The sequence below is a fragment of the Micromonospora sp. CA-240977 genome, assembly GCF_050942285.1.
Classification (GTDB): Bacteria; Actinomycetota; Actinomycetes; order Mycobacteriales; family Micromonosporaceae; genus Micromonospora.
Genome location: NZ_CP192055.1, coordinates 1,634,930 through 1,652,348 on the forward strand (window position 1 = coordinate 1,634,930; position 17,419 = coordinate 1,652,348).

Below are 17,419 nucleotides of genomic sequence, written 5' to 3' on the forward strand. Positions count from 1 at the left end.
CGGTGCCGCTGAACTGGGACTACCGGATGACGACAGGTTCCTGACAGGTCTCTGACACGTGCGCGTGAGGCTGCGTGTCATGACGAAGGCAACAAATCGAGTCGCGGCCGGGCTCGCCGCGGTGACAGTGCTCGCCGTCCTGACCGGCTGCGGCGGGGCGTCCGACGCCGACCGGGGCACCACAGGTGGTTCGGGAGACGTCGCCTCCCTCACCACCCCGTCCGCCCCGGCGAGCGCAACCCCCACCGGCGGCGTCGGCAACGGTCGCCCGCAGCTGCGCCTGGACAGCACCGAGGAGGAGGAGCAGCAGTTCTGGATGACCTACCACATCTGTCTGCGGGACAACGGGGTGCGGGAGAACGAGGGGCGGTCGGCCGGGGCGGTGGGCGACGGTCCGGGGCTGTCGCTGGACCAGAGCGGGGAGCCGAAGGCGGCGTACGTGGCGTGCGCCGACAAGCTGCCGCTCCAGCCGCCCGAGCTGGACCGGGACAGGAACCCGAACTACGTGAGCCAGTGGAACGACTACGTGCAGTGCCTGCGGGGACGCGGTTTGAAGATCCACTCGCTGCCGGACGGCTCGGGGTGGACCTACGACGACGGGGTCGCCAACCCGGCCAACGGCCTTGAGGGTCCGGCGCTGTCCAAGGTCGAGCGGGAGTGCACGATGGAGATCTTCGGTGCCCACAGGTGACCCGACCGACGCCGGGGGTCGGCGGACGACCCGGCGTACCGCGCTCGTGGTGGCGGTGGTGACGGTGGTGGTCGCCGTCGGCGTCGGGGTGCTGGCCCTGCGCGACGAAACTCGGGACGACGTCGCGAACGCCCCACCGCCGCTGACCACGACGAAGGTGACCCGCGCCGACCTGTCGGACAGCCGCTCGCTCGGCGGGGCGCTCGGCTTCGGCCCGGAGCGGCTGGTGAAGGGGGCCGGGGAGGGCGTCGTCACCCGGCTGCCGAAGGTGGGCGACACGGTGGCGCGGGGCAAGCCGCTCTACTGGGTCGACGACCGGCCGGTGCCGGTGCTGTTCGGCGGAACTCCGCTCTTCCGCACGCTGGACAAGCCCGGTCTGGTGGGCAGCGACGTACGGATCGTCTGGGACAACCTGAAGGCGCTGGGTTTCCACACCGGCGCACAGCCGTCCCGGGGCAAGGACGGCAGGAAGGTCGGCGCGGGTCAGGCCGTGCTCACGGAGAGCCTGGTCGCCGCGCTCAGGAAGTGGCAGCAGTCCGTCGGCCTGGAACCGACAGGCGTCATCGGGGTCGGGCAGGTGGCCGTGCTGATCGGGCCGGTCCGGGTCAGCGCGGTGCAGGCGCTGCCCGGTGACCCGGTCGCCGGTGCGCTGCTGTCGGTCACCGAGAAGGTCAAGCTGGTCACCGTGCCGGTCGGGGCCACCGAGGTGGGCACCATCCCGGTGGGCGCGACGGTGGCCGTCGCCCTGCCCGACGGCTCCGAGATTCCGGCGAAGGTCGCCTCGGTCTCGCACACGGTGCGGGGCGGCGGGTCGGACGGTGGGACGGGTCAGGGCAGTCCGCCGACGGTGGACGTCCTCGTCGCGCCGGTCCGGGCGGCGGACGTGGCCAAGCTGGACGCGGCAGCGGTCCAGGTCCGGTTCACCACCACCGTCCACCGGGACGTGCTCACCGTGCCGGTCGGCGCGCTGGTGGCGCTCCGCGAGGGCGGGCACGCGCTCCAACTACGCGACGGCGGCCTGGTGGGGGTGGAGACCGGGATGTTCGCCAGGGGTCTTGTCGAGATCACCGGCCCCGGTGTGACCGAGGGCCTCGACGTGGTAACGGCGTCGTGATCGCGGAGCCGGTCTTGAGCGTCGAACGGGTGAGTCGGACGTACCCGGGCGGAGTGACCGCGTTGGACGACGTCTCCCTGACCGTCCGCGCCGGCGAACTGCTCGCCATCGTCGGGCCGTCCGGGTCCGGCAAGTCCACACTGCTGAACATCATGGGCACCCTCGACCTGCCGACCAGCGGTCGCGTCCGCGTCGCCGGGCAGGAGGTCACCGCGCTGTCCGACCGTCGGCTCTCCGCGCTGCGGGGCCGGTGGCTCGGTTTCGTCTTCCAGCAGTTCCACCTCACCGACGGGCTGGACGCCGCCGAGAACGTCGCCACCGGCCTGCTCTACGCCGGGGTGCCCCGCCGTCGCCGCCGCCGTACCGCTGTCGAGGCGTTGGCCCGGGTCGGCCTGGCGCACCGGGTCGGCCACCTGCCGAACCAGCTCTCCGGCGGGGAGCGGCAGCGGGTGGCGATAGCGCGGGCGCTCGTCAACGAGCCGGCGCTGGTGCTGGCCGACGAGCCGACCGGCGCCCTCGACACGGTCAACGGGGAGGCGGTCCTGACGCTGCTCACGGATCTGAACGCGGAAGGAACCACCATCGCCGTGATCACCCACGATCGTGATCTCGCCGCCCGTACCCCTCGTCAGCTGGAGATCCGCGACGGCCGGGTCGTCTCCGACACCGGTGTCGGGAGCCGGGAGTGAACGCCGCCCCGGGCGGTGGCCGACCGGCTCGGCTCGCCCCCGCCGACGTACTCCGGCTCGGTCTGCTCGGGATCACCACCCGCCGGATGCGGGCGGTCCTCTCCGCCCTGGGCATCTCCATCGGCATCGCCACGCTCGTCGTCGTGGTGGGTATCCCGGCGTCCAGCCAACATGACCTGATGAACCAGCTCTCCGCCCTCGGCACGAACCTGCTGCGCGCCGAGCCGGTACCGGACCAGAATCCACAGGTGCTGCTGCCCGGGGACGCCGACGCCATGGCGAAGCGGATCGGCCCGGTCCTGTCCGCGAGCGCTGTCGCGAACACCCACACCGGGGTACGCCGCAACGACCTGGTGGACCGGTACGACACCGCCGGGCTCAGCGTGCTCGCGTCCCGTCCCGGCCTGTTGGAGACGGTAAACGGCCGGGTCCGCAGCGGCCGGCCCCTCGACGCGGGCACGGCGGGGCTTCCGACCGCCGTCCTCGGTTACGTAGCGGCGAGCCGGCTCGGGTTCGACACTGTGGATCCGGGGCAGCCGCCCCAGGTGTTCATCGGTGCTCGTTGGTTCACCGTGATCGGCATTCTGGACCCGTTGCCGCTCTCCCCGGATCTCGACCGTTCGGTGCTCGTCGGGTGGGAGGCCGCCACGGCCATGCTCGGCTTCGACGGCCATCCCACCGTCGTCTACCTGCGGGCCAGGGAGGACGCGTTGGAGGACGTCCGGGCGGTGCTGCCGGCCACCCTCAACCCGCAGCTTCCCGGGCTGGTGCAGGTCAGCCGCCCCTCCGACGCGCTCGCCGCCAAGCGGGCCACCGAGAGCAGCTTCTCCGCGCTGTTCCTCGGGCTGGCGGCGGTCGCCCTGCTGGTCGGTGGGATCGGGGTGGCCAACACGATGGTCATCTCGGTGCTGGAGCGCCGTCGGGAGATCGGCCTGCGGCGGGCGCTCGGCGCGAACCGTGGCCAGATCCGGGTGCAGTTCCTCACCGAGTCGGTGCTGCTCTCCGCGCTGGGCGGCACGGCCGGAGCGGCCCTCGGGCTGCTCGCGACGATCGGTTACGCCAGCTACCAGGGCTGGCCGCCGACGATCCCGGTGACCGCGGTGCTCGGCGGAGTCGCCGGCGCGCTGCTCGTGGGCGTGGTGGCCGGCGTCTACCCGTCCATCCGAGCCGCCCGCCTGACCCCCACCGAAGCCCTCTCCACCCCCTGACCCCCAGCCCGCACCCTCACCCGGCCTCGGGGGTGGGGATGCGGGAGGTGCGCCAGCGGGAGAGGGCCAGGGTGGCGGAGTAGCCGGCCAAAACGAGCACGTGGAACACGTAGAGCCAGAGGAGCACGGCCACGCCGGCGCCGATTTCGTCGAAGCCGCCGAACGGCACGCCCAGGTCCAGCGGGAGCGAGGCGAAGAGCACGAAACCGTGCAGGAAACCGGAGAGGTTCGCCGCGGTGAACGACCCGATCGCGAGGGTGGAGAGCCAGTCCGGTGAGGCCGGCCCGACCACCCGGAACACCCACACCAGGACGGGCGTGAGCACCAACCAGACAGCGAGGAACGACAGCACCACGCCGAGCACACCGGACCAACCGCCCTGGCGGACGAGACGGGTGGTGAGCGGCAGCGCCAGCAGAATGGACAGCAGCAGGGCGGGGGCCGGCGCGAGCAGGGGCAGCAGCAGTAGCCGGCCCCGCCAGCCGATCAGGTGCTCGTCGGAGCGGGGTGCGGCAACCGAGACGAACGCCCGGCGCAGACCCTCTCCGTACAGCGACGCGGGCAGGAGCGAGGCCAGTGCCAGCAGCGGGGTCAACTCCACCCCGGCGCCGACCAGCGCGTCCACCGCCCGTGGCGCGCCGATCGCCGTGGGCAGGGCGTCCACGGCGTACGAGGTGAGCCGGCGCACCCGGTCGGCCCCGGCCACCAGCGCGGTGAGCCAGATCGCGAGCAGGGCGACCGGCACCACCGCGATCGCGCCGTAGAAGGTGATCGCGGCGGCGTGCAGCGACAGGTCCCGTCCGCGCATCGGACGGAACGCGGCGCCGGTGATCCGCTTCGTCCGCTGCCAACCGCTGCCCATCGTGATCCCTTTCCCGCTCCTCGGGTCCGCCACTCCTTAAGATCGCCTGTCATGACTGTTCTCACCACCGAACGTCTCATCCTGCGCGATTGGACCGACGATCCGGCCGACCTGGCCCGGATCTACGACATCTACTCCCGTCCCGAGATCACCCGTTGGCTGGGGGTGTCGCCGGGCCTGCCGATGACCGACCCGGCCCAGGCCGTCGAGCGGCTGCGGATCTGGCAGGACCGGCACGCCAACGACGGCGGCCGGTACGGCACCTGGGCGATCGAGGTACGCGAGACCGGCGTGGTGGCGGGCACGGCGTTGCTCAAGCCGCTGCCGGGAACGCCGGAGACGCAGCTCACCGGGGACATCGAGACGGGCTGGCACCTGCACCCGGATTCGTGGGGTCACGGCTACGCCACCGAGGCGGCCCGAGCGCTGCTGGCGCGGGAGTTCACCACCGGCACCCCGCAGATCTACGCGCTCGTGTCGCCGGGCAACGAGCCGTCGATGGCCGTCGCTCGGCGGCTGGGCATGACCCATGTGGGTCAGCGCACCGACTGGTACGGCGGCGAGTTGTTGGAGACGTTCGTCCTGACCGCGCCGAACGACTGATCGCCCGCCGGAGGCGGATGACCTGGATCCGCGTACGGGATGCCGGGGCCCGGCCGTCGCGCCCTGCCCCGGCTCCTCGTGCCCTGGATCGGCCCGCTCTGGCCTGCTCCTCGTGCCCTGGCCCGGCTCGCTCCTGGTGCCTTGGCCCTTCTTCGCCCTGGTCCGTCCTGGTCTCGGCCCTCGCGCCCCACGACGGCTGGCCGCGCCGGCTCGTGGAACGACCGGTCGCCGCGCGACCAAGGTCGTAAATAGTCACGGTCGTCGAAGTGTTGACGCTCCCGTAGCACGTCAGTAACCTTTGGCCAAAGTGATGCAAGATTTGGACAAAGACGTGCAGCTTTTCTTGCATGGGCTTGGAAAACTCCGCTAGCTGCTCTCGTGGTGCCCCCGCACCCGGCGTCCCCGAATCCATCACCTCCGCACCCCCGCACGCCCTCACCGCGTGGTCACGCCACCTGTGGTGCCGTCCCCCAACGACAGGACAGTGATGAGACGAACGAATCTGTTCAGGATGGTGGCGGCGACAGCCGCGGCCGCCATGATCGCCACGGCAGGCTCGACGGCCCTGGCGAACCCGGCCAGCGCCACCCGCCCCGTCGAGACGGCAGCCGCACCGGGCAGCGGCTTCGCCGCGGCGGCCACCAACCTCGCCCAGGGCCGCCCCACCCAGGAGAGCGGCCACGCCGACGTGTACGACTCGTCGAAGGTCGTCGACGGCAACGCGGGCAGCTACTGGGAGAGCGTCAACAACGCCTTCCCGCAGTGGGTGCAGGTCGATCTCGGCTCGTCGCAGAGCGTCAACCAGGTCGTACTGAAGCTGCCGACCTCCGGTTGGGGGACCCGGACGCAGACGTTGAGCGTGCGGGGCAGCGCCGACGGTTCGTCCTTCACCGACCTGGTCGGGTCGCAGACGTACACGTTCAACCCGGCGAGCGGCAACACGGTCACGATCAACTTCAGCTCCGCCGCCACCCGCCACGTCCGGATCACCATCACCGCCAACAGCGGCTGGCCGGCCGGCCAGCTCTCCGAGCTGGAGGTGTACGGCAGCGGCGGCACCACCCCGGACACCACCGCGCCGGGCGTTCCGGGCAATCTCTCGTACACCCAGTCGGGCACCACCATCAGCCTCAACTGGGTCGCGTCCACCGACAACGCGGGCGGCAGCGGCATCGCCGGTTACGACGTCTACCGCAACGGCGCGTTCCTCCAGTCCGTCGGCAACGTGACCACCTTCAACGACACCCAGCCGGCCACGGCGACCGTGTCGTACTACGTCCGGGCCCGCGACGCCGCCGGCAACCTCTCCGGCAACAGCAACACGGTGACCCGCACCGGCAGCGGTGACACCACCGCGCCGAGCACCCCGGGGACGCTGTCGCAGAGCACGTCGGGCAGCACGATCACGCTCACCTGGGGCGCGTCGACCGACTCCGGTGGCAGCGGCCTGGCCGGCTACAACGTCTACCGCGGCGGCAACCTGATCGCGACGCTGGGCGCCGTCCTGACCTATCAGGACACCCAGCCGGCGACGGCGACCGTGTCGTACTACGTCCGCGCCCGCGACGGCGCGGGCAACCTGTCCGGCACCAGCAACACCGTCACCCGGACCGGCAGCAACCCGCCCGCCTGCACCAACGTGGCGCAGGGCAAGAGCATGACCGCGAGCGGCTCCACCTTCAGCTTCACCCCGGACAAGGCGAACGACGGGCAGCTCGGCACCTACTGGGAGGGCGCGGCGAGCTACCCGCAGAACCTGACAGTGGCGCTCGGCGCGAACCACTCGATCTCCGGCGTCACAGTGAAGCTCAACCCGGATTCAGCCTGGGGCACCCGTACCCAGACCATCCAGGTCCTCGGCCGCGACCAGGCGTCGTCCTCGTACACCAGTCTGGTGTCGGCGGCGAGTTACCAGTTCGTCCAGGGCGTCAACGTGGTGACCATCCCGGTCAGCGCGACCACGGCGGACGTGCAGTTGCGGTTCACCGGCAACACCGGTGCCCCGTCCGGACAGGTGGCCGAGCTCGAGGTGTGCGGCACGCCCGCGCCCAACCCGGACCTGGTGGTCAACTCGGTGACCTGGTCGCCCGCCTCGCCCAGCGAGGTCAGCGCCGTCACCCTCTCGGCCGTGGTGCAGAACATCGGCTCGGCGTCCGCCGGGGCGACAACTGTCAACCTCAGCCTGGCCGGCGCGGTCGTCGGCAGCGCCACGGTGGGCGCGCTCGCCGCCGGAGCCTCGACCACGGTGTCGGTCAACGCGGGCACCCGCCCGATGGGCAGTTACGCCGTCACGGCGGTGGTGGACCCGACGAACACGATCGTCGAGCAGAACAACGGCAACAACAGCTTCACGGCGGCGTCGCCGCTGGTGGTGGCGCAGGCCCCGGGGCCGGATCTCCAGGTGCTCAGCATCGCCTCGAACCCGCCGAACCCGGCGGTCGGGGCATCCGTCACCTTCACCGTGGCGGTCCGCAACCGGGGCACCGCCGCGACCGGCGCGACCACCGTCACCCGTCTGGTGGTGGGCGGCAGCACGCTCAACACCAACACCGCCTCGATCGCCGCTGGCGCGACGGCCACCGTTGCCGTCTCCGGCAGCTGGACCGCCACCAGCGGGGGCGCCACCATCACCGCCACCGCCGACGCCACAAACGTGGTCACCGAGACCAACGAGACAAACAACGCGTTCAGCCAGTCGATAGTGGTCGGGCGCGGCGCTGCCGTCCCGTACGTCTCCTACGAGGCCGAGGCCGGCCGTTACCAGGGCACGCTGCTGGAGGCCGACCCGCTGCGTACCTTCGGCCACACCAACTTCGCCAGCGAGTCCTCGGGCCGCAAGTCGGTACGGCTCACCAGCACCGGCCAGTTCGTCGAGTTCACCTCGGCCAACCAGGCAAACTCCATAGTGGTGCGCAACTCCATCCCGGACGCGCCGGGTGGCGGTGGCATCGAGGCGACCATCAGCCTCTACGTCAACGACGTCTTCTCCCGGAAGTTGACGCTTTCGTCGAAGCACAGCTGGCTCTACGGCAACACCGACGGGCCGGAGGCGCTGACCAACACCCCGCAGGCCGACGCCCGGCGGCTCTTCGACGAGTCGAACGCGCTGCTGGCGCAGTCGTACCCGGCCGGCACCCGGTTCAAGTTGCAGCGCGACTCGGGTGACTCCGCCTCGTTCTACGTCATCGACATGATCGACCTGGAGCAGGTGGCCCCGGCGGCGAGCCAGCCGGCCGGCTGCACCTCGATCACCGCGTACGGCGCGGTCCCCAACGACGGGCTCGACGACACCGCCGCCATCCAGCGGGCGGTGACCGACGACCAGAACGGTGTCATCGGCTGCGTCTGGATCCCCGCCGGGCAATGGCGGCAGGAGCAGAAGATCCTGACCGACGACCCGCTGAACCGGGGCATGTACAACCAGGTAGGCATCAGCAACGTCACCATCCGGGGCGCCGGCATGTGGCACTCGCAGCTCTACACGCTCACCGAGCCGCAGAACGTGGTGGGCGGCATCAACCACCCGCACGAGGGCAACTTCGGCTTCGACATCGACAAGAACACCCAGATCTCCGACATCGCCATCTTCGGCTCGGGCCGGATCCGCGGCGGTGACGGCAACGCCGAGGGCGGCGTCGGTCTGAACGGTCGCTTCGGCACCGGCACGAAGATCAGCAACGTGTGGATCGAGCACGCCAACGTGGGTGTCTGGGTGGGTCGCGACTACGACAACATCCCCGACCTGTGGGGGCCGGCCGACGGGCTGGAGTTCACCGGCATGCGCATCCGCGACACGTACGCCGACGGCATCAACTTCAGCAACGGCACCCGTAACTCACGGGTGTTCAACTCGTCCTTCCGCACCACCGGTGACGACGCCCTGGCCGTCTGGGCCAACCCGTACGTGAAGGACCGCACCGTCGACATCGCCCACGACAACCACTTCGTGAACAACACCATCCAGTTGCCGTGGCGGGCGAACGGCATCGCCATCTACGGCGGCTACGACAACTCGATCGAGAACAACCTGATCTACGACACCGCGAACTACCCGGGCATCATGCTGGCGACCGACCACGACCCGTTGCCGTTCTCCGGCACGACGTTGATCGCCAACAACGGTCTCTACCGGACCGGCGGGGCGTTCTGGAACGAGGACCAGGAGTTCGGTGCCATCACCCTCTTCCCGGCCACTCGGGACATCACCGGGGTCACCATCCGAGACACCGACATCATCGATTCGACGTACGACGGCATCCAGTTCAAGAACGGCGGCGGCAACATGCCGAACGTCGCCATCACCAATGTGCGGATCGACAAATCCAACAACGGCGCCGGCATCCTCGCGATGGGCGGGGCGCGCGGTAACGCCAACCTGACAAACGTGACGATCACCAACTCGGCCGACGGCAACATCGTCATCCAGCCGGGCTCCCAGTTCGTCATCACTCCCTGATCGACACGGTTTCCAGGAAGTCGGGGTGTCCGCAAGCCACGGACACCCCGACTGTGGCCACATCATCCGGTTCGTCGCGTTGCCGGGCAGGTCCGCCGGATCCTCTCGGTCACCGCTGACCAGGTCATCGTCCACACCGGCGGCCCGCTGGCCGCCGTTCGGCCCGCTTACCGTGGCCCGCTCACCCGAGCAAAAACCCGCCGGTCGCCCGTCCCGCAGATCTTGGACAGTTTCCGATCGGTCGGAACGGAAACTGTCCAAGATCTACACGTGCTGCTCGTGGGTCCAGGTCGGGTCAGGCGGTCGGCACCGGCGCCAGGGCCGCCGCGAGGGCCTCGGCGTTCTTCTTGTCCACCCGGGGGAAGGTCAGGGTGATACCGTCTCCCGCGTCGCCGAAGGCGATGCGCAGCAGGCTCACGACGCCCATCTTCGCCTCGGCGAGCGCGACCTGTTCCCGGGGCACCTCGCCGAGTACACCGGTGCCGGGTCCGCCGAGGAAGGTCTGCGGCAGGAAGATCAGTCGCTGGTCGGTGAGGACGACGAACTGCTTCTTGGTCCGCGCCAGCGAGTGGCCCACCGCCCCGGCACCGGCGGTGATCAGTCCTTGCGAGACGACCGTCCCGAGTCGACCCGCCGAGAACTTCCCGACCAACGCCCGGGTCGCGGTGACCGGCTGCTCCCCGGGTTGCAGGATCGACGCCACCCGCTCGAACGCGCGCGCCTGAAGCTTCTGGTTCATGTGGTCCCCTCCGTGTTTGACCGTGATCGCCGCCGATGCTCGCGGAGCAGGGCATTCCGGGCCATCGGTCGATCAGCCGCATGATCATGCCGGTCGGTCATGGTCGGCGTCGGGTCACCCGCCGTGGCGGGCCGGCCTGCAGGGGCCGTCGTGGGCGTCGGGACGCCGGCACCGGCCGACGCCGCCGAACCGGGCGTCACAGAACACTCGGGTACGCAGGAACTGCGCGTCCTCCTCGCTGAGCGTCGTCTCGCCGAAGTCGACGACGGCGAGGTGACCGAGTGAGTCGCGCAGTGCCACGGCCAGCGCGGTGACCTCGTCGAGGCTGGTCAGCGTGGTCGGGGATGATCCAGCGGGGCGCGGTCATCGGGGCCACCGGTTGCTGAAGCTCGTGGCTCGGACCGGTGGTGGTGACGGGTGGCCCCCGGTCGCGAAGCTCACGGCAGGATCACCGTTCCTCCAGCGACCAACGTCTGGATCTGCCCGTCGGTCAGGCCGCGCCTGTGGAGGACGCGACGGCCCCAGCGGTGCAGCCGGCACGGGTGCCGAGCGTCGTCCTTGCGGCAGCGCTCGCCGTCGGGTCGCTGCACGGCGGCGTGCACGCTGACCGCCCGCAGCGCGAACACCACGTCCTCTTTGGTCACGTAGGGCGGCAATGGCAGTTCGTCGGTCGGTTCCATGACCGTCCTTCGGTTGTCGTTCGCGGTCGCCGGTCATCAACGAGGGTCATTCCGATGCTGGCCCACCGCAATCTTTCGCGGCAGAATGCAGACCAAGGGACGAGGCGTCTTACGCGACGACAACCAGGGAGATGACGTGGACGACTCTGGCAGCACGGTCCCACGGAGGCAGCTCGGCAGATATCTGAGAGAGCTTCGCGAAAATGCCTATGTGACGGTTACCGCGGCGGCCAAGGAATTGGAATGGTCGGCACCCCGGATCTGGCGTTACGAGACCGGCCAGGTCCCCATGCACCCGAACGACGTGGCGGCCATGTGCCGGGTCTACGGCGCGTCCCCGGAGACGATCGAGACGATGCGGGCGCTGGCCCGCGAGACCAAGGCGCACGGTTGGTGGCACAGCTACGGCGAGGCGATCAAGGACTGGTTCAAGCTGTACGTCGGCCTGGAAGCCGCCGCCACGCGCATCCGCCACTACGAAGCGAACCTCGTCCCCGGGCTGTTGCAGACGGTCGAGTACATGACCGAGGTGATCGGCACCGACCACCCTCAGATGGGCGACCAGCAACGCCAGGCGAAGGTCGACGTGCGGCTGCGCCGCCAACGCCTGCTGGCTCGGGCGGTGCCCCGCGCGCCGCGTCTCGACGTCATCCTGAGCGAGACGGTGCTGCGTCGCCCGCTGCGCGACCGTGCGGCGATGGCCCGGCAACTGGAATCACTCGTGGTGTCGTCGCGGCAGCACAACATCGGCATCCGGGTGTTGCCGCTCGACGCGGGGCTGGTGCGCTGGGCGCAGGCCGGCACCTTCACCATGCTCGACTTCCCGTCCGAGGTGCGCGAGCCGGAGCCGACGACGATCTACATGGACGGTCCGTGTGGCGCGGTCTACCTTGACAAGACCCACGAGATCGAGATCTACGAAGACGCGTGGCGCTCCCTCGGCGAGCGGGCGCTGGGCGTCGACGAGTCCCGCGAGCTGATGGCGACCATAGCGAAGGAGATGACAAATGGTGCGTGACGGAGTCTGGCGCACGTCGACCCGGTCCGGCGGCGAAGGCAACTGCGTCGAGGTGGCCGGGTTCGCGGAGACGATCGGCGTACGCGACAGCAAGGACCGGCAGGGGCCGGCGTTGACCTTCACCCCGTCGGCCTGGACCGCCTTCGTCGAGTTCACGGTGGTCAGCCAGCCCGTGCAATGATCAAGGTCGGCTCGCTGGCGGGAGGCTGACGAATCAGGATGAATGTCGTATGCCGAGCCGCAACCTTAGGAGATTCGCTGATGCAGCAGGCGCCGTTACGTGTCGAAATGGAGGGACTTGAGGCGCTGAGCCTAGCGGAGTTTCCAATGGTCGGCGATTTTGCTGTCGATCTTTCCTATAGTGGTTCTGAGACGCGTCTACGTTTCCGGGCTCCATCCATTGATATTTCTGTCTCGTTTCCTTGGTGGAGCCATGGGCTCGATGAGATGATTTCGTGGAGTCCAGACGACTTCCCGTGTGGCTCGCTCCGGGAGCCCTTCTGGGACCGAGACCAAGGCTGGAGTCTGCTTATCTGGCTGGTTGAGGATCGCGTGTATATCGCCGAGGGGGATGGAGAGGAAGACGTTTACGAGCGGTGGTTTGCCGTCCCCCTGGACCGCTACCGGTCCGAATGGAAGCGAGCGATCGCAGGGCTTTCCGAGTCCACCCAGGGGTAACGCAATGTAACCAGCTTGACGCCTCGTGTGCCGAAGCCTGTCGGTGTGCGGCGGCGTTGCCGTCATCGTTGCCGTCAATGGCGACTTCTGATCGGTATCCCTCAGCGATCGATGGGCAATCGCCGACGACCGGTATTGCGACGAGCGGTGCACACGTGAACCCGGGAGAGGTGGGCATGCCGGCTACCAGACAGTTCGATCCGCCGAATCCCTCCCGTGCGTACGACTCTGAGGTTTTTCTATTCGAAGACCTTGCTGCAGGTCTGAGCCCGAACTCGACCGGCACCGTACATATCTATTCTGAGCGGACCGTTTGTCCCAGTTGCCGCGATGTGATGGATCAGTTCAAAGCAAAATTTCCGGGCATCAGGGTGCACGTCGCAACCGGTGAGGACTGAGTCATGTATAAGGTTGCCGAATTGGCGGAGTTAATTCGACAGGAGAAGGCTGGCGACGTACTCGGTATTACGGAAAAACAGATTTCTGAGATCCAGGACGCTTGGGGCGTCCCTCGACTTCCGTCGGCATACGTAGAGTTTCTCACCCGCATGGGGGCGCGCGCGGGTAGGTTGCTCCGCGGTACGGACGCTTTCTATCCAGTCGTGCTCCAGATGAGAGAATGGGCCGACGAGTTTTTTGATGAAAACTCCGACTTCCTTCCCCTACGGGGTGGAGAAATTGTGTTCGCGATGCATCAAGGCTACCTTGCATATTGGATGTCAGATATTTCGGCGGCTGATCCGGAAGTTGTTCTGTGGTCCGAAGCCGTTTCGACACCACTGCGCGTCTGGCCGACTTTCACTGCGTTTCTTAACTCGCATTACGCGGACGAGCCCGGCGTAAAATAGAACCAGGTTTCCTCAGCGCCGATGGCCTTCGCCAGGTCCGCATGACCGACCGGCACCCGGCACCCACTCAGAACCCGCACATCAACTTAGAGATGTATCGGAACCCGATCGGCCTTGAGTGCCCAGTGGTAGGCCCGTGAGCAACCATCACGTCTATCTACCGGAGGGAAAGGGTGGCACCCGTGTCAGATATGCCAGCCGTGAGCGAACCCGTCGAGCCGCCGAAGAAGCCCGTCGTCGTCGGAGTCATCCCGTACGACGCCCGACGTGGCCTGATCAGCGACTGGGATGACGACACCGTGCTGCGGATCGAGGTGCTCGAGACGACGGCGAAGACGATCCTCATCTCGGGCAACGCGGCCGGGCTCACCTCGCTCGCCCGTCACCTCCTCACCCTCGCGCAGCCCAGTGCGCCGGCCGGGTCGCACCTGGACTTCGACGACTATTGCGGCTGGTTCGAGGAAGGTTCGTTCGGGGTCCGGATCGAACTGGAGTAGCGTTTTCCTCCGACGTCTGGCCGTCGATCCAGATCCGTGCGACTCGGTCTGCCGCTTCCCGGCTTTTCGCCGCCTCGCGGACGGTGACATGTCGGACCGGGTGTGCGATGACGCGCAGCTGGGGCTGCGGTGGTTAGGCTGACCTGAGCAGGATGGTCCGCTGAGGGGGTGAGACCGGATGGCCCAGGCAGCGTTCGCGCCCGAACCGGCGCCGCAGCACACCGAGCCGTCGTTCGACGTGCTGCGGTGGCATGACGAGCCGTGGACCGCGCAGCTCGCCCTCGACCTGTTGCCGGAGACCAACGGCCCCAAGGTTGAGGTCCTGAGCGGAAGCGTGATCGTGACACCACATGCCGGATACGACCACCAGGACGCGGAGCTGGACCTCGCGTTCCACCTCAAGCAGGCAGCCCGCCACGCCAAGCTGTGGCTCTACCTCGAGACGAACATCGTCTCGGGCCAGGACCTGTTCATCCCGGACATCGTCATCCTCGATGCGCCGGGCGGCGGTCGAACGACGATGGACATCAGCCACGCCGTGCTCCTTGGGGAGATCGTCTCTCCTCGGCACCGGCGCAAGGACATCATCGATCGCCCTCGTGAGTACGCTGCCGCTGGCGTCCCCTTTTTTCTCCGGGTCGACCTGCGTAATCGGGTCCCCACGATCGCCCTGTACGAGCTGACCGAGGGGGAGTACCGACCGGTGGCTGCCGCTGCGGCCGGGGCGCGCTTCGTCATGCGGGAGCCGTTCGAGTTCTCCATCGATCCGGCCGACCTGCTCGGCGAGGAAGCGCCGCCGGAGGAGCCCGACGCCGAGGGCTGAGGCTCCCAGCGGGCGTTCAGTGACGGTGGGGGAGAATGGCCCCGTGACTTCCCCCCGCGACCTCGTCCTGCTCGGGTCCACCGGTTCGATCGGTACGCAGGCCATCGACATCGTCCGGCGCAACCCGGACCGGTTCCGGGTGGTCGCCGTGGGTGCCGGGGGCGGCAACGTCGAGCTGCTCGCCGCGCAGGCCCTGGAGTTGGGCGTCGAGGCGGTCGGGGTGGCCAAGGCGTCCGCCGCGCAGGACCTGCAACTCGCGTTCTACGCCGAGGCGAGCCGGCGCGGCTGGGCCACCGGCGACTTCAAGCTTCCCAAGATCGTGGCCGGGCCGGACGCGATGACCGAGCTGGCCCAGTGGCCGTGCGACATCGTGCTCAACGGGGTGGTCGGCTCGCTGGGCCTCGCTCCTACGCTGGCCGCGCTGCGTGGTGGTCGTACCCTCGCGCTTGCCAACAAGGAGTCGCTGGTGGCCGGCGGCCCGCTGGTCAAGGCCGCGGTGACGCGGCCGGGGCAGATCGTGCCGGTCGACTCGGAGCATTCGGCGCTGGCCCAGTGCCTGCGGTCCGGGGCGCGCGGCGAGGTGCGGCGGTTGATCGTCACGGCCAGTGGGGGCCCGTTCCGGGGCCGGCGCCGCGACGAGTTGACGCAGGTCACACCGGAGCAGGCCCTCGCGCACCCGACGTGGAACATGGGGCCGGTCGTCACGATCAATTCGGCGACCATGGTCAACAAGGCGCTGGAGGTGATCGAGGCGCACGAGCTGTTCGACGTGCCGTATGCCGACATCACAGTGATGGTGCACCCGCAATCGGTGATCCACTCGATGGTCGAGTTCGTCGACGGGTCGACGATCGCCCAGGCCAGCCCACCGGACATGCGGCTGCCGATCGCGCTCGGCATCGGCTGGCCGGACCGGGTGCCGGAGGCGGCCACGGCGGTGGACTGGACGGCCGCGCACACCTGGGAGTTCGCTCCGCTGGACGACGTGGCGTTCCCGGCCGTCGCGCTGGCAAAGGCCGCCGGGGAGGCCGGGCGCAGCCGCCCGGCGATCTACAACGCGGCGAACGAGGAGTGTGTGGCGGCGTTCGTGGCCGGCCGGCTGCCGTTCCTGGGGATCGTCGACACCCTCGAACGCGTGTTGGAGGACGCTCCGGACTTCGCCGAACCAGGTACCGTCGAGGACGTGCTCGCGGCCGAGTCGTGGGCACGCGCGCACGCGCAGGAGATCATCGCGGGTTCGGTGGAAGGAGCTTGATGTCGTACCTGCTCGGGGTGGTCCTCTTCGCCCTGGCCATTCTCATCTCGGTGAGCCTGCACGAGGCGGGTCACATGGTGACCGCCAAGGCGTTCGGGATGAAGGTCACCAAGTTCTTCGTCGGTTTCGGCCCCACCATCTGGTCGTTCCGGCGGGGTGAGACCGAGTACGGCCTCAAGGGCATCCCGCTCGGCGGCTTCTGCAAGATCGTCGGCATGACCCCGCAGGACGACGACGTCGAGCCGGGCGACGAGTCGCGGGTGATGTGGCGCTACCCGGTGTGGAAGCGCACGATCGTGATGGCCGCCGGGTCGATCACCCACTTCGCGCTCGCCCTGGTCACCATCTGGATCCTCGCCGTCTCCGCCGGCCTGCCCAACCCGGACTTCCCCACCACCGACACGGAGGCCCGCAAGGAGCCTGCCGTCATCCAGCTCAGCCAGTGCGTGGTGCCGGAGAACGCGGTGCGGGCGTGCACCTCCACCGACGCGGCAAGCCCGGCGGCCCAGGCGCAGCTACGCAACGGTGACCGGATCACCTCGATCAACGGCACCCCGATCGGCAACTACGGCGACCTGCTCACCACCCTGCGCGCGCTCAAGCCGGGCGAGACCGCGCAGATCCAGTACGTCCGTGACGGGCAGCCGGGCAGCACCAGCACCGTGCTCGCGCAGACCCAGCGTCCGCCGCTGGACGACCCGACCGGCGCCGCCGCGCCGGTGGCCGCGCTCGGCGTCGGGCTCGTCCCCAGCACCCCCACCCGGGTGACGTACGGCCCGGGCGGAGCCTTCGGCGCGACCGCCGACTTCACCGGCGACCTGGCCGTCGGCACCGCTCAGGCGCTGCAGCGCCTCCCGCAGAAGGTCCCCGCCCTCTGGACCGCCCTCACCGGCGGCGAACGGGACGTCGACACCCCGATCAGCGTGGTCGGCGCCAGCCGGCTCGGCGGCGAGGCGGTGGAGAACAACGCCTGGCTGGTCTTCTTCATGCTCTTCGTGTCGCTGAACTTCTTCATCGGCGTGTTCAACCTGCTGCCGCTGCTCCCGGTGGACGGCGGCCACATCGCCATCGCCTGGTTCGAACGGGCCCGCTCCTGGGTCTACGCGCGGTTCGGTCGGGCCGACCCCGGCCGGGTGGACTACCTCAAACTGATGCCCTTCACGTACGTGGTGATCCTGATCGGTGGCGCGTTCACGCTGCTGACCATCGCCGCGGACGTGGTCAACCCCATCACGCTCTTCTCAAGGTGAGTGCCTGA

Annotated in this window: 19 protein-coding genes; 15 read left to right on the forward strand and 4 right to left on the reverse strand. The window is 69.0% G+C overall.

Features of this window, described 5'->3' with window-relative positions; genetic code table 11:
- Positions 1–79 precede the first annotated feature (79 nt).
- The 4 genes from ACQPWW_RS07670 to ACQPWW_RS07685 are packed head-to-tail and all read left to right on the forward strand — an operon-like array spanning position 80 to position 3,702.
- Positions 80–691: a hypothetical protein gene (locus tag ACQPWW_RS07670; RefSeq protein WP_433130517.1), complete on the forward strand. Its 612-nt coding sequence runs from the start codon at positions 80–82 to the stop codon at positions 689–691.
- Positions 678–1,805, forward strand: a complete 1,128-nt coding sequence (locus ACQPWW_RS07675; protein WP_433130519.1) for a peptidoglycan-binding protein — start codon at positions 678–680, stop codon at positions 1,803–1,805. Before ACQPWW_RS07670 ends, ACQPWW_RS07675 begins: the two co-directional genes overlap by 14 nt.
- A 29-nt stretch (positions 1,806–1,834) precedes the next feature.
- Positions 1,835–2,494, forward strand: a complete 660-nt coding sequence (locus ACQPWW_RS07680; protein WP_433130521.1) for an ABC transporter ATP-binding protein — start codon at positions 1,835–1,837, stop codon at positions 2,492–2,494.
- Positions 2,491–3,702: an ABC transporter permease gene (locus ACQPWW_RS07685; RefSeq protein WP_433130523.1), complete on the forward strand. Its 1,212-nt coding sequence runs from the start codon at positions 2,491–2,493 to the stop codon at positions 3,700–3,702. Before ACQPWW_RS07680 ends, ACQPWW_RS07685 begins: the two co-directional genes overlap by 4 nt.
- A gap of 16 nt (positions 3,703–3,718) precedes the next feature.
- Here the strand turns inward: ACQPWW_RS07685 and ACQPWW_RS07690 are convergent, their stop codons facing one another.
- The gene (locus tag ACQPWW_RS07690) at positions 3,719–4,564 is read right to left on the reverse strand and encodes a YhjD/YihY/BrkB family envelope integrity protein (protein ID WP_433130525.1); all 846 of its coding nucleotides are present in this window, start codon (positions 4,562–4,564) and stop codon (positions 3,719–3,721) included.
- 51 nt (positions 4,565–4,615) lie between these two features.
- Between ACQPWW_RS07690 and ACQPWW_RS07695 the strand changes: the two genes are divergently transcribed.
- Together ACQPWW_RS07695 and ACQPWW_RS07700 are read left to right on the forward strand one after the other, a co-directional pair.
- Complete coding sequence (locus ACQPWW_RS07695) at positions 4,616–5,167, forward strand: GNAT family N-acetyltransferase (RefSeq protein WP_433130527.1); 552 nt, start codon at positions 4,616–4,618, stop codon at positions 5,165–5,167.
- A gap of 487 nt (positions 5,168–5,654) precedes the next feature.
- Positions 5,655–9,623: a CARDB domain-containing protein gene (locus tag ACQPWW_RS07700; protein WP_433130529.1), complete on the forward strand. Its 3,969-nt coding sequence runs from the start codon at positions 5,655–5,657 to the stop codon at positions 9,621–9,623.
- Between the two features lie 295 nt (positions 9,624–9,918).
- Here the strand turns inward: ACQPWW_RS07700 and ACQPWW_RS07705 are convergent, their stop codons facing one another.
- The 3 genes from ACQPWW_RS07705 to ACQPWW_RS07715 form a co-directional block, all read right to left on the reverse strand.
- Complete coding sequence (locus ACQPWW_RS07705) at positions 9,919–10,362, reverse strand: hypothetical protein (protein ID WP_433130531.1); 444 nt, start codon at positions 10,360–10,362, stop codon at positions 9,919–9,921.
- A 114-nt stretch (positions 10,363–10,476) separates the two neighbouring features.
- Positions 10,477–10,662 (reverse strand): hypothetical protein, encoded by a 186-nt coding sequence (locus ACQPWW_RS07710; RefSeq protein ID WP_433130532.1) that lies wholly within the window; start codon positions 10,660–10,662, stop codon positions 10,477–10,479.
- A 137-nt stretch (positions 10,663–10,799) separates the two neighbouring features.
- Positions 10,800–11,042, reverse strand: coding sequence for a hypothetical protein (locus tag ACQPWW_RS07715; protein ID WP_433130535.1), 243 nt, complete (start codon positions 11,040–11,042; stop codon positions 10,800–10,802).
- A gap of 136 nt (positions 11,043–11,178) precedes the next feature.
- On the opposite strand from ACQPWW_RS07715, the gene ACQPWW_RS07720 reads away from it, so the two are divergent.
- From ACQPWW_RS07720 to ACQPWW_RS07760, 9 genes are all read left to right on the forward strand, one after another.
- Positions 11,179–12,060, forward strand: a complete 882-nt coding sequence (locus ACQPWW_RS07720; RefSeq protein WP_433130537.1) for a helix-turn-helix domain-containing protein — start codon at positions 11,179–11,181, stop codon at positions 12,058–12,060.
- The gene (locus ACQPWW_RS07725; RefSeq protein WP_433130539.1) at positions 12,050–12,241 is read left to right on the forward strand and encodes a DUF397 domain-containing protein; all 192 of its coding nucleotides are present in this window, start codon (positions 12,050–12,052) and stop codon (positions 12,239–12,241) included. Before ACQPWW_RS07720 ends, ACQPWW_RS07725 begins: the two co-directional genes overlap by 11 nt.
- A gap of 80 nt (positions 12,242–12,321) precedes the next feature.
- Positions 12,322–12,738 carry a hypothetical protein gene (locus ACQPWW_RS07730; RefSeq protein WP_433130541.1) on the forward strand — a complete coding sequence of 139 codons (417 nt, stop codon included), beginning with the start codon at positions 12,322–12,324 and terminating at the stop codon, positions 12,736–12,738.
- A 176-nt stretch (positions 12,739–12,914) separates the two neighbouring features.
- Entirely contained in the window at positions 12,915–13,136 is a 222-nt protein-coding gene (locus ACQPWW_RS07735; protein ID WP_433134193.1) for a deaminase domain-containing protein, read from the forward strand.
- Between the two features lie 3 nt (positions 13,137–13,139).
- The gene (locus ACQPWW_RS07740; protein WP_433130543.1) at positions 13,140–13,586 is read left to right on the forward strand and encodes an SMI1/KNR4 family protein; all 447 of its coding nucleotides are present in this window, start codon (positions 13,140–13,142) and stop codon (positions 13,584–13,586) included.
- Positions 13,587–13,786: 200 nt separating this feature from the next.
- Complete coding sequence (locus tag ACQPWW_RS07745; RefSeq protein ID WP_433130545.1) at positions 13,787–14,083, forward strand: Imm32 family immunity protein; 297 nt, start codon at positions 13,787–13,789, stop codon at positions 14,081–14,083.
- A gap of 178 nt (positions 14,084–14,261) precedes the next feature.
- Complete coding sequence (locus tag ACQPWW_RS07750; protein WP_433130547.1) at positions 14,262–14,906, forward strand: Uma2 family endonuclease; 645 nt, start codon at positions 14,262–14,264, stop codon at positions 14,904–14,906.
- A gap of 43 nt (positions 14,907–14,949) precedes the next feature.
- Positions 14,950–16,161, forward strand: coding sequence for a 1-deoxy-D-xylulose-5-phosphate reductoisomerase (dxr, locus tag ACQPWW_RS07755; RefSeq protein WP_433130549.1), 1,212 nt, complete (start codon positions 14,950–14,952; stop codon positions 16,159–16,161).
- Positions 16,161–17,411, forward strand: a complete 1,251-nt coding sequence (locus ACQPWW_RS07760; protein WP_433130552.1) for a M50 family metallopeptidase — start codon at positions 16,161–16,163, stop codon at positions 17,409–17,411. Before dxr ends, ACQPWW_RS07760 begins: the two co-directional genes overlap by 1 nt.
- Positions 17,412–17,419 lie beyond the last annotated feature (8 nt).

Excerpts from the sequence above, each read along its gene's own strand:
- ACQPWW_RS07670 (WP_433130517.1), top strand. The coding sequence starts at position 80 with ATGACGAAGGCAACAAATCGAGTCGCGGCCGGGCTCGCCGCGGTGACA.
- ACQPWW_RS07690 (WP_433130525.1), bottom strand. The coding sequence starts at position 4,564 with ATGGGCAGCGGTTGGCAGCGGACGAAGCGGATCACCGGCGCCGCGTTC.
- ACQPWW_RS07695 (WP_433130527.1), top strand. The coding sequence starts at position 4,616 with ATGACTGTTCTCACCACCGAACGTCTCATCCTGCGCGATTGGACCGAC.
- ACQPWW_RS07700 (WP_433130529.1), top strand. The coding sequence starts at position 5,655 with ATGAGACGAACGAATCTGTTCAGGATGGTGGCGGCGACAGCCGCGGCC.
- ACQPWW_RS07705 (WP_433130531.1), bottom strand. The coding sequence starts at position 10,362 with ATGAACCAGAAGCTTCAGGCGCGCGCGTTCGAGCGGGTGGCGTCGATC.
- ACQPWW_RS07715 (WP_433130535.1), bottom strand. The coding sequence starts at position 11,042 with ATGGAACCGACCGACGAACTGCCATTGCCGCCCTACGTGACCAAAGAG.
- ACQPWW_RS07725 (WP_433130539.1), top strand. The coding sequence starts at position 12,050 with ATGGTGCGTGACGGAGTCTGGCGCACGTCGACCCGGTCCGGCGGCGAA.
- ACQPWW_RS07730 (WP_433130541.1), top strand. The coding sequence starts at position 12,322 with ATGCAGCAGGCGCCGTTACGTGTCGAAATGGAGGGACTTGAGGCGCTG.
- ACQPWW_RS07735 (WP_433134193.1), top strand. The coding sequence starts at position 12,915 with ATGCCGGCTACCAGACAGTTCGATCCGCCGAATCCCTCCCGTGCGTAC.
- ACQPWW_RS07740 (WP_433130543.1), top strand. The coding sequence starts at position 13,140 with ATGTATAAGGTTGCCGAATTGGCGGAGTTAATTCGACAGGAGAAGGCT.
- ACQPWW_RS07750 (WP_433130547.1), top strand. The coding sequence starts at position 14,262 with ATGGCCCAGGCAGCGTTCGCGCCCGAACCGGCGCCGCAGCACACCGAG.
- ACQPWW_RS07760 (WP_433130552.1), top strand. The coding sequence starts at position 16,161 with ATGTCGTACCTGCTCGGGGTGGTCCTCTTCGCCCTGGCCATTCTCATC.